Genomic DNA, 17,862 nt, shown 5'->3' with positions numbered 1-17,862 from the left:
TAAGTAAAGGGTAAGAACATGACCGGTATGAGTAATGTAACGAAACTGGCGGGCGAGCCATCAGGACAGGAGTTCCTGGTATTCACTTTAGGCGATGAGGAGTACGGCATCGATATCCTGAAAGTGCAGGAAATTCGTGGTTACGATCAGGTTACCCGCATCGCGAACACGCCAGCGTTTATTAAAGGCGTCACCAACCTGCGCGGCGTGATTGTGCCTATCGTTGACCTGCGCGTGAAGTTCAGCCAGGGCGATGTGGAGTATAACGATAACACCGTGGTGATTGTCCTCAATCTGGGGCAGCGCGTGGTCGGTATCGTGGTGGATGGCGTGTCTGACGTGCTTTCACTGACGTCTGACCAAATCCGTCCGGCGCCGGAGTTTGCGGTCACGCTGTCTACCGAGTACCTGACGGGGCTGGGTGCGCTGGGTGAGCGTATGTTGATTCTGGTGAACATCGAGAAGCTGTTGAACAGCGAAGAGATGGCGTTGCTGGATATCGCGGCGAACCATGTAGCGTAGGTAAATGCAAAACGGCAATCCAGGTTGCCGTTTTTTGTGTTTGCTCCCTCTCCCGGTGGGAGAGGGGGGGGTGAGGGCATCAGGCCACACCCCTTTTGTACTCTTACACTTCCTGCTCTACCAGCTCCGCTTCAGCTTCCCGCACCCCTTCATTCTGCGACAGCATCGCGGTTGCAATCCCGTTACCCAGCACGTTAATGGCGGAACGCCCCATATCCAGGAAGTGGTCGATCCCCATCAGCAGCAGAATACCCGCCACCGGAATATTAAAGCTTGGGATGGTCGCCGCCAGTACCACCAGCGAAGAGCGTGGTACCCCCGCAATGCCTTTTGATGCCAGCATCAGCGTCAGCATCAGAACGGTAACCTCAGAGAAACTCAAATGAATATTGTACGCCTGAGCGATAAACATTGAGGCAAAAGAGCAGTAGACCATCGAACCGACAAGGTTAAAGGAATACCCAATTGGCAGGACGAAAGAGGCGATGCTGCGCGAGCAGCCAAATCGCTCCAGTTGCTCAAGGGTTTTCGGATACGCTGCCTCGGAGCTGCTGGTGGTAAAGGCGACCAGCACCGGATCTTTCAGCATGCTGAGCAGGCGGAACACCTCTTTTTTCAGCACAATGTAACCCACTGCCAGCAACACCATGCAGGTGAGCAGGATCGCCACATAGTAGCCGCCAATAAAGGAGGCATAGTTCAGCAGAATGCCGAGACCCTGGGTGGCAATCACCGACGAGATCGCAGCGAAAATCGCCAGCGGGGCAACATACATGACGTAGCCCGTGACCTTCAGCATGATATGGGATACCACATCCAGCGCCGCGACCAGCGGGGCGTTGAATTTCTGGCCCAGCGACGCGCCGCCGATGCCAAAGAACATGGAGAACACCACAATTTGCAGAATTTCATTGTTCGCCATCGCCCCGGCAATGCTGGTCGGAATGGTGTGGGAGAGGAACGCTTTCAGAGTCATGCCGCCGACGGCCAGCCCGGTATCCACTGCTTCAGTGGGGATCGTCAGGTTCAGACCGCTGCCTGGATGCTCCAGAGTGACAATAAACAGCCCCACCAGAATAGAAAGTACCGATGAGCTGATAAACCATACCATCGCTTTACCGCCTACGCGGCCAATAGTCGAGGTTTCGCCCATTTTCATAATGCCGACCGTCAACGTGCTGAAGACCAACGGTGCAATCACCATTTTGATCAGTCGCAGAAAAATATCGGTGAGAAGCGTAATGTTATCCGACCAGGTTTTGATGGCATCCGCAGATGCGTATTCATGAATGGCCGCCCCTGAAAGAATACCCGCCAGCATGAATATCACGATGAAGAGCGTAAGTTTGTTTGCACTTGCCACGAAAAAGACCCCTATGCGCTGTAGATGTCGCCCGCGCAGATATATATGGATTTTTTATTACTGCGCGGGAAATTATTCGGCACATAAATTGAAGTAAAGCGGGGGGAGATACAACTCCTTTTTAAATTTTATTAATTTTGTTGCTAATGTCGCGACGATATATTGTGACGCTTATCACACTTTAATGGGATATATCCTCAGACAACAGTCGGTAAATTCCGTTTATAAATCAATAACCCAATGTTTCTAAAATCATTTCTCTGTCAATCGGACAAGGGGGTGACTGACATGGCCGCCGGTGGTCGAAGCGATAACCATAAACTAAATTCTCAATAACCCCCTCGGAGGAACATTAAGCGGGGCTAACATCTTGAACGTTAAAACTAAATTGTTGTACGTGAACGGAGACGTCTTCTGGAGGGTGGTAAATGAAAAGAAAACGCCTTTTGACCTGCGCTGGCATTCTGTTAACCGCGACAACCGCCCATCAGGCGCTGGCGGTCACCAGTAGTGGCACTATCGGCGCGACGCTGACATTGACAAACGGGTGTCTGATTAATGGATCGCCCACGCAAAACGGCATTAACTTCGGGACACTGGATTTCGGGACCCATCCTGCAACCTTTTCCACCCTGACGACGCAGTTGACCGGTGCCAGCGGCGGAAACACCTTCACGATTCAATGTACAACCGCCAGCTACACGGTGGCGATAACCGGGAATACCAACTCCACTGCGCCGGGCACCGTCGTTGGCACGACGGGGACACCCGCCCGCTATCTGATCAACACCACCAACACGGCGCAGGGTGTGGCATACAGCCTGTATAGCGACAGCGGATTTAATAACGTTGTGGCGAATAACGCGGCATTGCCGATCGCGTCCACGGCCGGTGGGGTGGACAGTTACACCCTCTACGGGCGTATTACCGGCGGCGGAAACAGCGTTACGGTGGTACCGGGGACCTACACCGACACCATAAATGTCAGCGTAACCTATTAGCCCACTTAGCCCACTTAGCCCATGAAGACCGCTTTTTCAGGTCTGCGCCACTGCGCAGAGGGGATCGTGCATCTTTTTTTTACGCTGATCCTCGGGCTGGCGCTGGTGCCGGCCGCTATGGCCGTCACGTCGCAGTCCTTTAAGGTCAGCGCGACCATTGTGCCGGGATGCGCGGTGAGCACCGGCAGTGGGGGGCTGTTGGGCACGCTGAACTTCGGTACCCATACCGGCGTGGAGAGTGCTCCGGTGAGCACCAGCTTCGTACCAAACGGGGCACTCTCGATCGCCTGTACGCCAGGCGTGGCGCTGAGTATGAGTATTAACGGCGGGCAGAATTACGCCTCCGTGCGGCGAATGACGCGCAACGGCGGGAACGACGTGGTGGGATACCGGCTTTACAGCAGCAGTTCACTTGCGGCGAACAGCGAAATAGGGGTCAACCAGGCGATTCCGGTGACCTATACCAACAGCAATAACATCGCGCTGCCGCTGTTTGGCGTGGCGCTATTGACCGGGTTCAGCCCGGCAGGAACCTATTCTGATCAACTTACCGTGACCTTGTCATGGTGATAAAGGGAGAGAGTCGATGACGGCATATTTCAGGCGCATATGTCTGGGAAGTTTGCTGGGGGTGATGGCTCTGGCGGCAGGCCAGGTGCAGGCCGCCGCCACCATTCTGTTATGGCCTATCGATCCGTGGCTGGCGGCTGATGCCAAAGCCACGGAGCTGTGGATCCAGAATCAAGGAAACAGCCCAACCACCATGCAGGTACGCATTGTGCGCTGGAAGCAGGAGGGCGGGTTCGAACGTTACAGTGCCCAGCAGGATGTGGTGGCCAGCCCGCCAATTGTCACCATCGCAGCGGGCAGAAAGCAGCTTATTCGTCTTATCAAACAGGGGACGGTTCCGGTGGGGGTCGAGCAGGCCTACCGCATTATTGTCGATGAAATTCCTCAGCCGGACAACAAAGCCGAACCGGCTATCGGCCTCAAACTGCAGATGCGTTATTCCATTCCCCTTTTTGTCTATGGGCAGGGGATCCCGACAAGCAAAGAGGGGGCGCACCATGCGTTTGTGGATACGCACAACCTCAGCTGGCGGGTAAAAAATGAGGGCGGACAGCCTCACCTGGAGGTTAACAACCGGGGAGATGTACACGTCAGGCTCAGTCAGGTTTCGCTGGTGCAGGGCGGGCAGAAACGTCCTGTTGCTGAGGGATTGTTGGGCTACGTGCTGGCGGGCAGTACCCGCAGCTGGGCCATCCCGGCCGGAATTCGGCAGCCAGACCAGATGCGCGCGCAGATTAACGCCAGGGATGAACAATGGCAGTCGACGCCCGTCAACTGAAACCGGCGATGATGATCCTGCTTTGCGTCACGACCAGCGCCTGGGCAGAACCCGGCGATGACAGTTTACCGCCGCCTCCCGAGGCCCGGGCGGTGAACGATGAGGCGGTTTTTCAGCTTGGCCTCATAGTGAACCACTACGATACCGGTCTGGTGGTGCCCGTGACGCAGCGTAAAGGCGCTTACTTTATCTCGAGCGCCGATTTGCTGCGTGCCGGGCTGCCGCCGGAGCATGTGCCGACCGGCGAGGTGGATCTCTCATCGCTTGCTCAGGTTCGCGTGGAGTATGACAGCGCCGGACAGCGTCTGCTGCTCAGCGTGCCCCGCGAATGGGTGGCCTCCCGGGTGACCTCCTTTGGCGGGCAAACCGCGCAAAGCAAACCTCACTTTGGGCGCGGGGCGCTGCTGAATTACGATCTTTATACTAACCACACGGAACACGTGGGCGGCCAGGCTTCTCTGTGGCATGAGTTCCGCTACTTCAATGAACGCGGTTCGCTCTCTTCTACCGGTTATGTGCGGAAAAATTTCGCTGGCGATGACGGCCAGCAGGCCGGATATGTGCGCTATGACTCCACCCTGCTGGTCACCAACGAAGAGGACGCCACCACTTGGACGGCCGGGGATGTGATCAGCGATGCCCTGAGCTGGAGCTCCAGCGTGCGTATGGGCGGGATAAGCTACGGGCGTGACTTCTCCCTGCGCCCGGATCTAGTGACCTGGCCGCTGCCGGAATTCTCCGGGGAAGCAGCGGTTCCCACCTCGGTCGATCTTTTTATTAATGGCTATCGGTCTGGCTCTACGCAGCTTCAGCCGGGCCCCTTTACCCTGACGAATCTGCCCTATATTAACGGGGCCGGGGACGCGGTGCTGATCACCACCGATGCGCTGGGACGGCAGGTGAGCACTACGCTGCCGTTCTATGTCACCAGCGAACTGCTTAAACGCGGCTTGAGCGATGGGGCGGTGACGCTGGGAAGCCTGCGGCGCAACTACGGGATCGACAATTTTGACTATGGTCCGGCGGCGGGCAGCGGTTCGTATCGCTACGGGGTAACGGACTGGCTGACCCTTGAAGCTCACGCGGAAGGGGCGGAGTCGCTGGCGCTGGGCGGGGCCGGGACGGTGGTGAAGCTCGGGCACTTTGGCGTTGTGAATACCGCGTATACCCAAAGCCGGATGCGCGGCGATGAGGGCGGGCAGATCGCCTGGGGCTATCAGTACAGCACCAGCGATTTTAGCCTTGCCACTCAACATACGCGACGCGATCGCGGCTTTGGCAACCTGGCCCTCTATGACCAGCCGACGATCTATGACGAAAACGACCGGCCTGTCGCCAGCTTCAGCCGCAATACCGATCAATATTCCCTGACTTTTAATCTTGGGCAGTACGGCAATATCGGGGCCGCCTGGATCGGTGTGGAGAGTTTTGACAGCCAGAAAACAGAACTGCTTAACCTCTCATGGAGCCGCAACCTGTGGGGCGCGAGCAGTCTTTACCTCGCCGCAAGCCGTGACCAGCAGCGGGGGGACTGGACGGTTGCACTCTCGTTACAGGTCCCGCTTGGGGAACGGGACAGCGCCGCAGTCACCTTCGAAAACACGCCGGAGGCAGGCAGCACGCAGCGCATCAACTACAACCACTCCATGCCTTCCGATGGCGGGTTAAGCTGGAACATGGCATGGGCGCATCAGTCGCGGGCGAACAATTATCAGCAGGGAACCTTGGGCTGGCGTAACAATAATATCGAAGTGCAGGGCGGGGCCTACGGTGAAAAGGACATGATGACCTGGTGGAGCGAGGCGCTGGGCTCCATTGTGCTGATGGACGGCGAGCTGTTTGCGGCGAATAAAATCAACGACGCCTTTGTGGTGATCAGCACCGATGGTCAACCGGATGTACCCGTCAGCTACGAGAATCAGCCGGTCGGCAAAACGAATCGCAACGGCTATCTGCTGGTGAGCGGCGTGTCGGCCTATTACCCGGCCAGTTACCGCATTGACACCCTCAATCTGCCTGCCGATACGCGTCTGAAAGAGACCGAACGCCGGATTGCGATCCGCCGCCACAGCGGTTATCTGGTGGACTTCCCGATGGAGCAGGAGCGGGTGGCAAGCGTCATTCTGCATGATGCCGAGGGACAGGCCATTCCGGTGGGCAGCCAGGTCAGACGTGCCTCACGCAGCAACGCGGTGGTGGGTTATGACGGGATCGCCTGGCTGGAAAATCTTAGCGACGTCAATTCGCTGGAGGTGATCACCCCGACGGGCAAACGGTGCCAGGCGACGCTGACCGTTGGCGCGAACCCGGAACACAGGCTGCAAACCTACGGGCCGCTGGTATGTCGGGAGGCACGGTGACGCGTTATCTGCTGGTGATTCTGCTGCTCTTCTCCGGGGCCAGCGGCGCGGCCTGCACCGTCAGTACGGTGAATGCGTCGTTTGGCAGCGTGACCTCGTTCGCGCTGAGCGGAACCGGGGAAGTGGAAACCACCGGTACGCTGGTGGTGGCCTGCGATACGGTCCTCAACCTGCTTACCAACGACTCGGTGGCGCTGACTTACACCTCGGCATCGATATTCGCCAACAGTCGCGCCACCCTGAAGCGCACGGACAATGCGGCTATTACCGATGTGATACCCACGCGCCTGTGCGCTGCCTCCGGCTGTGGCGGTAGCAGCGAAGTGCAGATCGGTAATGCCTATACCTGGAGCGGGAACACGCTGCTCGGGCTGCTGGGGTCGAAGCGCTACAACATTCCGCTCTATTTCCGTACGGTGCCGGGACAGAACGTCTCGGCCGGGCCGTATCAGGTGCTGCTGACATTCAGCATTAATTACAACGTCTGTGCCGTTGGCGCTGCCGGACTTTGCCTGACGCCGCAAACCGGCACGGCCACCACCACGATCCTTCTCAACATGACCGTCACTAATGATTGCAGCACTATGACCACGCCGGACGTGAATTTCAACAGCGCGCCGCTGGTACAAAGTTTTCCCACCGTCTCGCAGGCCATCGCCGTCACCTGCACCAAAGGCAGTACCTATACCATAGGGATTAACAATGGTGCCAATGCGCTGAACAACGTTCGTCGCATGGTGAGCGGCAGTAACTACATGAGTTACGACATCTATAAAGAAGCCACCACCAACCGCTGGGGCAGCAGCGGCACCGAACGCTGGACCAGTGCGACCTCGTCCCAGGTCAGTACCGACGGATTACTGCGTACCTACAATTACACCGCCAAAGTCCTGACCGGGCAGGTCACCCCCCCCGCCGGAACCTATACCGATACGCTGATTGTTGACGTGGCGTTCTAACCCCCGCGCTTTTCCCTTTCGCAAATGTAAAGTTCCTGTGGCCTGTGCCGATAACACCGTTAATAAATCTATGAGAAGGTGTTGTATGTTGAACCGTATCCGCGTTGTCACAATGCTCATGATGGTGCTGGTCATTTTCGCACTACTTCAGCTTATCTCCGGTGGGCTTTTTTTCTCGTCGTTAAAACAGAATCAGGACAGTTTCGCCGCCTCAAACGATCTGCGCCTGCAGCAGAGTGAACTTACGTCAACGTGGGATTTGATGCTGCAAACGCGTATCAACCTGAGCCGCTCCTCCGCCCGCATGATGATGGATCCCAATAACCAGCAGAGCAGCGCGAAAACCGATCTGCTGAAAAATGCCCGCGCAACCCTTGCGGATGCCGCAAAGCACTACGACGCCTTTAAGAAGATCGCCCCGCAGCCTGCCATGGAGCAGGTGAGCCAGAATATCGATGAAAAATATAACGCCTACTATGCCGGTTTGACGGAGCTTATCCAGTTCCTGGAGAGCGGCAACATGGACGCTTATTTCGCCCAGCCGACACAAGGAATGCAAAACGCGCTCGGCGCGGCGCTGAGTGAATACGCCAAAGCCAGCGCAGATCTCTACCACTCGGCCTTTACGGAAAGCCAGAATGATTACCGCTTTGCCAAATGGCAGATGGCGGTAATGGCGCTGGCGCTGGCCATTGTGCTGATCGCGGTATGGTACGGCATTCGCCATATCCTGCTGAACCCACTGGGTCGCGTCATTGCCCATATCCGCGAGATTGCGAGCGGCGATTTGACCAAAACGCTCACCGTCTCCGGGCGTAACGAAATCACCGAACTGGCTAACAGCGTAGACCATATGCAGCGTTCGCTTATCGATACCGTTGCCAACGTGCGTAGCGGCACAGATGCCATCTATACCGGCACCAGCGAAATTGCGATGGGCAATAACGATCTCTCTTCCCGTACCGAACAACAGGCCTCCGCGCTGGAAGAGACCGCGGCCAGCATGGAACAGCTCACCGCCACCGTGAAGCAGAACGCGGATAACGCGCGTCAGGCTTCTCAGCTGGCAGAAAGCGCGTCCGAAACGGCGCAGCGTGGCGGTCGGGTGGTGGATGGTGTGGTGAAAACCATGCATGAAATTGCCGACAGCTCGAAGAAAATCGCTGACATCATCAGCGTGATCGACGGCATTGCCTTCCAGACCAATATCCTGGCGCTGAACGCCGCCGTTGAGGCTGCGCGTGCGGGTGAACAGGGGCGCGGGTTTGCGGTGGTGGCCGGTGAAGTGCGTAATCTCGCCAGCCGCAGCGCTAACGCGGCGAAAGAGATTAAAGCCCTGATTGAAGACTCGGTTTCCCGCGTCGATACCGGCTCCGTGCTGGTGGAAAGCGCAGGGGAGACCATGAATGACATCGTGAATGCCGTTACCCGCGTAACGGACATCATGGGTGAAATCGCCTCTGCCTCTGATGAGCAGAGTCGTGGTATCGACCAGGTTGCCCTGGCGGTATCGGAAATGGATCGCGTGACACAGCAAAACGCCGCTCTGGTGCAGGAATCCGCCGCGGCGGCCGCTGCGCTGGAAGACCAGGCGAGCCGTCTGAAGATGGCCGTCTCGGCGTTTCGTCTCGCTTCACTCGCTGGAAATACGGTCACCCCGCAAGCCACGTATCGTGCGCCCGCCGCTGAGCCGGCGGCCACGCGTACCCGCGCCGCGACGACCGGACATGATGAAAACTGGGAAACATTTTGACTGACATTTAAACCGCGGCTGCTTGCCGCTTGATGGGAGCGTGGATGTTAAATCGTATTCGTATCTCGACCACACTGTTTTTGATTCTGATCCTTTGCGGTGTGTTGCAGGTTGGCAGTAACGGGTTGTCTTTTTGGGCGTTTCGCGATGGCTATCAGAATTTGCAGGAAGTTGAGGCGAGTAATCAGCAGCGCTCCGCACTGGCACAAACGCGTGCCGTGCTGTTGCAGGCAAGCACTGCGCTGAACAAGGCGGGAACCTTAACCGCGCTGAGTTATCCGCCGGATGATATCAAGGCGCTGATGGCGACGGCGCGCAACAGCCTTAAGCAGGCCGACGCGCAGTTCAAAACGTTCACCGCGCAGGAGGACGTCAGCGAAAAAGGGAAAGCGCTGAAAGCTGCCATGAAGAAGAACTTTGAGCAGTGGCACAGCGATCTGGATCACCAGGCGACCTGGCTTGAGAACAACCAGCTCTCGGACTTTATGAGCGCGCCGGTGCAGGCCTCACAGGCGGCGTTTGATGACAGCTTTAACGCCTGGCAGCAGGACATTAACCAGTTTGTGCAGCGTGCAGGGGAGAGCAGCCGCATGAGCTACCACATGTCTGGCGTGATTTTTACCGTGGTGGTGATTCTGGCGGCGCTGCTGACCGGTGCCGCGCTGCTCTGGTCGCGCAAGATGATTGTTCAGCCGCTGGCGATTATCAGCAGCCACTTCGACAGCATTGCGAAGGGGGATCTGGCGCGTCCGGTGGCGGTGTATGGCAAAAACGAAATTTCGGCGATCTTTGCCAGCCTGAAGGCGATGCAAGGATCGCTACGGGAAACGGTCTCCGATGTGCGCCAGGGCAGCTATGCCATGCACACCGGGATCTCAGAGATTGCGGCTGGCAATAACGATCTCTCTTCCCGCACCGAGCAACAGGCGGCCTCGCTGGCGCAAACGGCGGCCAGCATGGAACAGCTGACTGCGACGGTAAGCCAGAACGCCGACAACGCGCGCCAGGCGTCAGACCTGTCAAAACAGGCGGCGATGACGGCGAAGAAGGGGGGCGACCAGGCGTCTCATGTGGCCAGCACCATGCAGGATATTGCCGCCAGTTCGCAGAAAATTGGCGACATCATCAGCGTGATTGATGGCATTGCGTTCCAGACCAACATTCTGGCGCTGAACGCGGCTGTGGAAGCGGCGCGTGCGGGTGAGCAGGGGCGCGGGTTTGCGGTGGTGGCGGGTGAAGTCCGTAACCTGGCGAGCCGCAGCGCCAACGCGGCGAAAGAGATCAAAGGGCTGATTGAAGAGTCTGTCTCCCGCGTCCAGCAAGGCTCCGCGCTGGTGGATACGGCGGCGAAAACCATGCACGAGATTGTCACCTCCGTTACGCGGGTGAACGACATCATGGGCGAAATTGCCTCGGCGTCTGATGAGCAGCGTCGCGGGATTGAGCAGGTGGCCCAGGCGGTAAGCCAGATGGACAAGGTCACGCAGCAGAATGCCTCGTTAGTGGAGGAAGCGGCAGCGGCAACCGATCAGCTGGCCAGTCAGGCGGATCATCTGACCGGGCTGGTCGCGGTATTTAATGTCAAAGAGCACGTTGAAGCAGTAACAGAAGTCGGGCGGTCGCAGGCCGTGCCAGTTGTATCCTGAATGTAATTAAGAAGGCGCTATGACATCACCAATGCCTCCAGGGCAAACGTCATTATTGTTGCAGATGACACAGCGCCTCGCGCTGTCCGACGCGCATTTTCGTCGGATATGTCAGTTAATTTACCAGCGTGCGGGGATCGTGCTTGCTGACCATAAGCGAGACATGGTCTACAACCGTCTGGTGCGGCGCCTGCGTACGCTGGGGCTGGATGATTTTGGTCGCTACCTGAGCATGCTCGAAGCGAACCAGAACAGCGCCGAGTGGCAGGCTTTTATTAACTCTTTAACCACTAACCTGACGGCCTTTTTCCGCGAAGCTCATCACTTCCCGGTACTGGCAGAGCACGCCCGCCGTCGCACCGGGGAATATCGCGTCTGGAGTGCGGCGGCCTCGACCGGGGAAGAGCCTTACTCGCTGGCGATCACCCTTGCCGATACCCTGGGAATGGCGCCGGGTCGCTGGAAAGTGTACGCCAGCGATATCGACACCGAAGTGCTGGAGAAGGCGCGTAACGGCGTCTATCGCCAGGATGAGCTGAAGACGTTGTCGCCTCAGCAGCTTCAGCGTTACTTCATGCGCGGTACCGGCCCGCATGAAGGGCTGGTGCGCGTGCGCCAGGAGTTGGCGAACTGCGTGGAGTTTGCACCGGTTAACCTGCTGGATAAGCAGTACAACGTGCCGGGGCCTTTCGACGCCATTTTTTGCCGTAACGTCATGATCTATTTTGATAAAACGACGCAACAGGACATTCTGCGTCGGTTTGTTCCGTTGCTCAAGCCTGACGGTTTACTGTTTGCCGGGCACTCGGAAAACTTCAGCAACCTCGTGCGTGAGTTTAGCCTGCGTGGGCAAACGGTATATGCGCTGAGTAAGGAAAAAGCATGAGTAAAATCAGGGTATTGTCTGTCGATGATTCGGCGCTGATGCGCCAGATCATGACTGAAATTATCAATAGCCACAGCGACATGGAGATGGTCGCTACCGCGCCGGATCCGCTGGTAGCGCGGGATTTAATTAAAAAATATAACCCCGACGTGCTGACGCTGGATGTCGAGATGCCGCGCATGGATGGCATTGATTTTCTGGAAAAGTTGATGCGTCTGCGTCCAATGCCGGTGGTGATGGTCTCATCGCTGACTGGCAAAGGCTCGGAAATTACGCTGCGCGCGCTGGAGCTGGGAGCGGTGGATTTCGTCACCAAACCTCAGCTTGGCATTCGTGAAGGCATGCTGGCCTACAGCGAAATGATCGCTGAGAAGATCCGCACCGCCTCGCGCGCGAAGCTCGCGGCCCATAAGCCAACGGCTGCCCCGGCAACCCTGAAGGCGGGTCCGTTACTCAGCTCGGAAAAACTGCTGGTGATTGGCGCATCAACCGGAGGAACAGAGGCAATTCGCCATGTACTCCAGCCATTGCCGCTTTCCAGTCCGGGTATTCTGATCACTCAACATATGCCGCCAGGCTTTACCCGCTCGTTCGCGGAGCGTCTGAACAAGCTGTGCCAGATCAGCGTGAAAGAGGCGGAAGATGGCGAGCGTGTGCTCCCGGGTCATGCTTACATCGCGCCGGGCGATAAGCATATGGAGCTGGCGCGCAGCGGCGCTAACTATCAAATCAAAATTCATGACGGGCCGCCGGTAAACCGGCACCGTCCGTCGGTGGATGTGCTGTTTCATTCGGTGGCGAAACATGCGGGGCGCAACGCCGTTGGGGTGATCCTGACGGGGATGGGCAACGATGGTGCCGCCGGAATGCTTGCAATGCACCAGGCTGGCGCCTGGACGATTGCGCAGAATGAAGCAAGTTGTGTGGTGTTCGGCATGCCGCGCGAGGCCATCAATATGGGTGGCGTGAGCGAAGTGGTCGATCTTAGCCAGGTAAGCCAGCAGATGCTGGCGAAAATCAGTGCCGGACAGGCAATACGTATTTGACTCAGGAGTATTATTTTATGGCGGATAAAGAGCTTAAGTTTTTGGTTGTGGATGACTTTTCCACCATGCGTCGCATTGTGCGCAACCTGCTGAAAGAGTTGGGCTTCAACAACGTTGAAGAAGCAGAAGACGGCGTGGATGCGCTGAACAAACTGCAGGCGGGCGGGTTTGGTTTTGTTATCTCTGACTGGAACATGCCGAACATGGATGGTCTGGAACTGCTGAAAACCATCCGCGCGGATGCAGGCATGGCCTCTATGCCGGTGCTGATGGTGACCGCAGAAGCGAAAAAAGAGAACATCATTGCCGCTGCACAGGCGGGCGCAAGCGGCTATGTGGTGAAGCCATTCACCGCGGCGACCCTGGAAGAGAAGCTCGGTAAGATCTTCGAGAAACTCGGCATGTGAGGTGTTGGTTATGATGCAACCTGCTATGAAACCCGTTGAAGAACATTCGCCCAGCGATATCATTGCCCGCATCGGCAGCCTGACACGCATGCTGCGTGACAGCCTGCGTGAACTGGGGCTGGACCAGGCAATCGCAGAAGCGGCGGAAGCGATTCCTGATGCGCGTGACCGTCTGGACTACGTTGTGCAGATGACCGCGCAAGCGGCTGAACGTGCGCTGAACAGCGTTGAAGCGTCACAACCGCACCAGGATGCGATGGAAAAGGGCGCGAAAGCGCTGACCAAACGCTGGGATGAGTGGTTTGAGAATCCTATCGAGCTGGCGGATGCCCGCGAGCTGGTGACGGATACCCGTCAGTTCCTGGGCGATGTACCGGGCCACACCAGCTTCACCAACGCTCAGCTGCTGGACATCATGATGGCGCAGGATTTCCAGGACCTGACCGGTCAGGTTATCAAGCGCATGATGGATGTGATTCAGGAGATTGAACGTCAGCTGCTGATGGTGCTGCTGGAAAACATCCCGGAACCGGCTGCACGTCCGAAACGCGAGAACGAAAGCCTGCTCAATGGCCCACAGCTCGACGCCACCAAAGCGGGCGTTGTGGCAAGCCAGGATCAGGTAGACGACCTGCTGGACAGCCTCGGCTTCTGATACGCCTTTCCGCCTCAGGTGTGCATGCGCCTGAGGCGGTTAACGCAGAATCACCGAAAAGAGCCCGAATAAACGGGCTTTTCCCGCCATTGGATTTCCTCTGCGCTGGCATGATACCCGTGACGTAATGGGCTGAGCATGCACTGTGGCAGAAGAGAACGACGACAAAACAGAAGCCCCCACACCCCACCGACTTGAAAAAGCGCGTGAGGAAGGGCAGATCCCCCGATCCCGAGAGCTGACATCCCTGCTGATCCTTATTGTGGGTGTGTGCATCATCTGGTGGGGTGGGGAGTCGCTCGCCCGAAAACTGGCGGGGATGCTCTCTGCCGGATTACGTTTCGACCACAGTATGGTCAACGACCCAAACCTTATCCTCAGCCAGATTATTCAGCTTATTAAAGGGGCCATGGTCGCACTGCTGCCCCTGATTACCGGGGTGGTGCTGGTCGCGCTGATCTCGCCGGTGATGCTTGGCGGTCTGGTCTTTAGCACCAAATCGCTGCAACCAAAATTTTCCAAACTGAACCCGCTGTCCGGCATCGCGAAAATGTTCTCCGCACAGACCGGGGCAGAATTGCTTAAAGCCATCCTCAAAGCAGCGCTGATGGGCAGTGCCGCGGGGTTTTACCTCTGGCACAAATGGCCGGAAATGATGCGGCTTATCAGCGAGTCGCCTCTGACCGCGATGAGCAATGCATTGAATCTGGTCGGACTCTGCGCGCTGCTGGTGGTCCTCAGCATTATTCCGATGGTGGGGTTCGACGTCATCTTCCAGCTGTACAGCCACTTCAAAAAACTGCGCATGTCCCGTCAGGATATCCGTGACGAATATAAGCAGATGGAAGGTGACCCGCACGTGAAAGGGCGTATCCGCCAGATGCAGCGCGCCGCCGCCCGTCGACGGATGATGGAAGATGTACCGAAAGCCGACGTTATTGTCACCAACCCAACCCACTATTCCGTTGCGCTGCAGTACGACGAAAACAAAATGAGCGCGCCAAAAGTGGTGGCGAAGGGGGCGGGCTTAATCGCCCTGCGCATCCGCGAGATTGGCACGGAAAACCGGGTGCCAATACTGGAAGCGCCGCCGCTGGCGCGTGCGTTGTACCGCCACGCGGAAATTGGACAACAGATCCCAGGACAACTCTACGCCGCCGTGGCGGAAGTGCTGGCCTGGGTATGGCAGTTGAAACGCTGGCGTCTGGCTGGCGGTCAACGACCTGTCAAACCTGAGAACCTTCCGGTGCCTGCTGCGCTGGATTTTATGAACGAGAAGGACACTGATGGCTAATCTGGTGGCAATGTTGCGCCTGCCCGGCAACCTGAAATCGACCCAATGGCAGATCCTTGCCGGGCCGATCCTCATCCTGCTAATCCTGTCGATGATGGTATTGCCGCTGCCGGCATTCATCCTCGACCTGCTTTTCACTTTCAACATTGCGTTGTCCATCATGGTGTTGCTGGTGGCGATGTTCACCCAGCGTACCCTTGAGTTTGCGGCGTTTCCGACCATCCTGCTGTTTACCACCCTGTTACGACTGGCGCTGAACGTGGCGTCCACGCGTATCATCCTGATGGAAGGCCACACCGGCGCGGCAGCAGCGGGTAAAGTGGTTGAAGCCTTTGGCCACTTCCTCGTGGGCGGTAACTTTGCTATCGGCATCGTGGTGTTTGTCATTCTCGTTATCATCAACTTTATGGTTATCACCAAAGGTGCAGGGCGTATTGCGGAAGTGGGTGCGCGCTTTGTGCTGGACGGGATGCCGGGTAAGCAGATGGCGATCGACGCCGACCTTAACGCCGGGCTTATCGCGGAAGATGAAGCGAAAAAACGCCGTGCGGAAGTGACCCAGGAAGCGGACTTCTACGGCTCAATGGACGGTGCGAGTAAGTTTGTGCGCGGTGACGCCATCGCGGGCATTCTCATCATGGTGATTAACGTGGTGGGTGGCCTGCTTGTTGGGGTGCTGCAGCATGGCATGGGCATGGGCCAGGCGGCTGAAAGCTATACGCTGCTGACCATTGGTGACGGTCTGGTTGCCCAGATCCCGGCGCTGGTCATTTCTACCGCCGCGGGCGTTATTGTTACCCGCGTCAGTACCGATCAGGACGTTGGCGAGCAGATGGTTGGCCAGCTGTTCAGCAACCCGCGCGTCATGCTGCTGGCGGCGGCGGTGCTGGGTCTGCTCGGCCTGGTGCCGGGCATGCCGAACCTGGTTTTCCTGCTGTTCACGGCAGCACTGCTGGGCCTTGCCTGGTGGATGCGTGGCCGTGAAATGAAACCCGCGGCAGAACCTGTACCGGTAAAAATGCCGGAGAACACGCAGGCCGTGGAAGCCACCTGGAACGACGTTCAGCTGGAAGATTCGCTGGGGATGGAAGTGGGTTACCGTCTGATCCCGATGGTCGATTTCCAGCAGGATGGCGAACTGCTTGGCCGCATCCGCAGTATCCGGAAAAAATTCGCCCAGGATATGGGCTTCCTGCCGCCGGTTGTGCACATCCGCGACAACATGGATCTTCCGCCTGCCCGCTACCGTATTCTGATGAAAGGGGTTGAGATTGGCAGCGGCGATGCGTATCCAGGCCGCTGGCTGGCGATTAACCCGGGCACAGCCGCCGGTACGCTGCCGGGTGAACAGACCATCGATCCCGCGTTTGGTCTGGCCGCTATCTGGATTGAAAGCGCGCTCAAAGAGCAGGCACAAATTCAGGGGTATACCGTGGTGGAGGCCAGTACCGTGGTGGCTACCCATCTTAACCACCTGATTGGACAGTTCTCAGCAGAGCTGTTTGGCCGTCAGGAAGCACAGCAGTTACTCGACCGCGTGAGCCAGGAGATGCCGAAGCTGACGGAGGATCTGGTGCCGGGCGTGCTGACGTTGACCACCCTGCATAAGGTGCTGCAAAACCTGCTTGATGAAAAAGTGCCGATCCGCGATATGCGCACCATTCTGGAAACCCTCGCCGAGCATGCACCGCTGCAAAGCGATCCGCATGAGCTGACGGCGGTGGTGCGCGTGGCGCTGGGCCGCGCGATCACCCAGCAGTGGTTCCCGGGCACCGGCGAAGTGCAGGTGATTGGCCTGGATACGCCGCTGGAACGTCTGCTGTTGCAGGCCCTGCAGGGCGGTGGCGGGCTGGAGCCGGGTCTGGCTGACCGTCTGCTGGCGCAAACACAGGAGGCGCTGGCGCGTCAGGAGATGCTGGGGGCACCGCCGGTGCTACTGGTAAACCATGCGCTGCGTCCGCTGCTGTCACGCTTCCTGCGCCGTAGCCTGAACCAACTGGTGGTGCTGTCGAATCTGGAGCTGTCTGATAATCGCCATATTCGTATGACGGCGACGATTGGAGGTAAATAATGCGTAAGTGGTTAGGGCTATTACTCTTCCCGCTGGTGGCGCAGGCCGCGGGCGAAGGGAGCTGGCAGGCCAGCAGCATCGGCGTGACCCTCAGCAACCGTGGCGTGGCGATCTCGTCGCGTCCGCTGGCGCCTTCTGAACCGGTGTCCGGTCAGATGAGCCTGGTGGTGTGGAACTACTCGCTGATTGGCCCGACGCCTGCCGGGCTGCAGGTGCGTCTGTGCTCCCAGAGCCGTTGCACGGAAATCGACGGAGAGAGCGGTACTACCCAGGCGTTTAACGGCGTACCTGCTATAGAACCTTTACGCTTTATCTGGGAAGTGCCGGGCGGCGGGCGGTTGATCCCGGCGCTCAAGGTGCAGAGTAATTCCGTTATCGTTAACTACCGCTAGTTGCCTGCCTCAACGCCCGTTATCAACGTTTATGATAGCGGGCTCGCAAAAATGACCTCACCTTTTGAAGTAATAGAAACGCTGTTTTATAAATCAGTGATGCACGTAATGACACTCTTTGCATTTTTGCCAGCCTTTGCGGTGTGATGGCAGAAACAG

The 17,862-nt window shown here is 57.6% G+C and carries 16 protein-coding genes; 15 read left to right on the top strand and 1 reads right to left on the bottom strand.

The genetic code is table 11. The features are described 5' to 3' along the window. Positions 1-18: 18 nt before the first annotated feature. Positions 19-522, top strand: a complete 504-nt coding sequence (gene cheW, locus ACQG19_RS14960; RefSeq protein WP_013096054.1) for a chemotaxis protein CheW — start codon at positions 19-21, stop codon at positions 520-522. A gap of 103 nt (positions 523-625) precedes the next feature. Here the strand turns inward: cheW and ACQG19_RS14955 are convergent, their stop codons facing one another. After that, on the bottom strand, positions 626-1,885 hold the full coding sequence (locus ACQG19_RS14955) for a dicarboxylate/amino acid:cation symporter (RefSeq protein ID WP_222168854.1): 1,260 nt from the start codon (positions 1,883-1,885) through the stop codon (positions 626-628). A 428-nt stretch (positions 1,886-2,313) separates the two neighbouring features. Between ACQG19_RS14955 and ACQG19_RS14950 the strand changes: the two genes are divergently transcribed. From ACQG19_RS14950 to flhE, 14 genes are all read left to right on the top strand, one after another. Next, on the top strand, positions 2,314-2,886 hold the full coding sequence (locus tag ACQG19_RS14950; protein ID WP_013096056.1) for a spore coat protein U domain-containing protein: 573 nt from the start codon (positions 2,314-2,316) through the stop codon (positions 2,884-2,886). Between the two features lie 21 nt (positions 2,887-2,907). Continuing rightward, positions 2,908-3,456: a Csu type fimbrial protein gene (locus ACQG19_RS14945; RefSeq protein WP_028027938.1), complete on the top strand. Its 549-nt coding sequence runs from the start codon at positions 2,908-2,910 to the stop codon at positions 3,454-3,456. 16 nt (positions 3,457-3,472) lie between these two features. Then, positions 3,473-4,234 carry a fimbrial biogenesis chaperone gene (locus ACQG19_RS14940; RefSeq protein WP_246932754.1) on the top strand — a complete coding sequence of 254 codons (762 nt, stop codon included), beginning with the start codon at positions 3,473-3,475 and terminating at the stop codon, positions 4,232-4,234. Next, positions 4,210-6,594, top strand: a complete 2,385-nt coding sequence (locus ACQG19_RS14935; RefSeq protein WP_246932752.1) for a fimbria/pilus outer membrane usher protein — start codon at positions 4,210-4,212, stop codon at positions 6,592-6,594. The genes ACQG19_RS14940 and ACQG19_RS14935 overlap by 25 nt, the downstream gene beginning before the upstream one ends. Next, a complete protein-coding gene (locus ACQG19_RS14930) occupies positions 6,591-7,553 on the top strand; it encodes a Csu type fimbrial protein (RefSeq protein ID WP_045903425.1) in 963 nt (320 codons plus the stop codon). The genes ACQG19_RS14935 and ACQG19_RS14930 overlap by 4 nt, the downstream gene beginning before the upstream one ends. Before the next feature lie 85 nt (positions 7,554-7,638). Further along, positions 7,639-9,306, top strand: a complete 1,668-nt coding sequence (tar, locus tag ACQG19_RS14925; protein ID WP_222168857.1) for a methyl-accepting chemotaxis protein II — start codon at positions 7,639-7,641, stop codon at positions 9,304-9,306. Positions 9,307-9,350: 44 nt separating this feature from the next. Then, positions 9,351-10,952 (top strand): methyl-accepting chemotaxis protein IV, encoded by a 1,602-nt coding sequence (tap, locus tag ACQG19_RS14920; protein ID WP_218655939.1) that lies wholly within the window; start codon positions 9,351-9,353, stop codon positions 10,950-10,952. A 19-nt stretch (positions 10,953-10,971) separates the two neighbouring features. Further along, positions 10,972-11,838, top strand: coding sequence for a protein-glutamate O-methyltransferase CheR (gene cheR, locus ACQG19_RS14915; RefSeq protein WP_008500429.1), 867 nt, complete (start codon positions 10,972-10,974; stop codon positions 11,836-11,838). After that, positions 11,835-12,884, top strand: a complete 1,050-nt coding sequence (locus tag ACQG19_RS14910; RefSeq protein ID WP_003859716.1) for a protein-glutamate methylesterase/protein-glutamine glutaminase — start codon at positions 11,835-11,837, stop codon at positions 12,882-12,884. Before cheR ends, ACQG19_RS14910 begins: the two co-directional genes overlap by 4 nt. Positions 12,885-12,901: 17 nt before the next feature. Beyond that, entirely contained in the window at positions 12,902-13,291 is a 390-nt protein-coding gene (gene cheY, locus ACQG19_RS14905; RefSeq protein WP_008500431.1) for a chemotaxis response regulator CheY, read from the top strand. 10 nt (positions 13,292-13,301) lie between these two features. Further along, positions 13,302-13,946: a protein phosphatase CheZ gene (gene cheZ / locus ACQG19_RS14900; protein ID WP_013096065.1), complete on the top strand. Its 645-nt coding sequence runs from the start codon at positions 13,302-13,304 to the stop codon at positions 13,944-13,946. Positions 13,947-14,091: 145 nt separating this feature from the next. Further along, positions 14,092-15,240, top strand: a complete 1,149-nt coding sequence (gene flhB / locus ACQG19_RS14895; protein WP_222168858.1) for a flagellar biosynthesis protein FlhB — start codon at positions 14,092-14,094, stop codon at positions 15,238-15,240. Beyond that, positions 15,233-17,311, top strand: a complete 2,079-nt coding sequence (gene flhA / locus ACQG19_RS14890) for a flagellar biosynthesis protein FlhA (RefSeq protein WP_020687642.1) — start codon at positions 15,233-15,235, stop codon at positions 17,309-17,311. Before flhB ends, flhA begins: the two co-directional genes overlap by 8 nt. After that, a complete protein-coding gene (flhE, locus tag ACQG19_RS14885) occupies positions 17,311-17,703 on the top strand; it encodes a flagellar protein FlhE (protein WP_246932750.1) in 393 nt (130 codons plus the stop codon). The genes flhA and flhE overlap by 1 nt, the downstream gene beginning before the upstream one ends. Positions 17,704-17,862 lie beyond the last annotated feature (159 nt).

This window comes from Enterobacter cloacae complex sp. 277I4, from assembly GCF_050031465.1.
In the GTDB taxonomy this organism is placed as follows: Bacteria; Pseudomonadota; Gammaproteobacteria; order Enterobacterales; family Enterobacteriaceae; genus Enterobacter; species Enterobacter cloacae.
The sequence above is the reverse complement of the archived record's forward strand: the minus strand, read 5'-3'. Positions and strand labels throughout refer to the sequence as shown.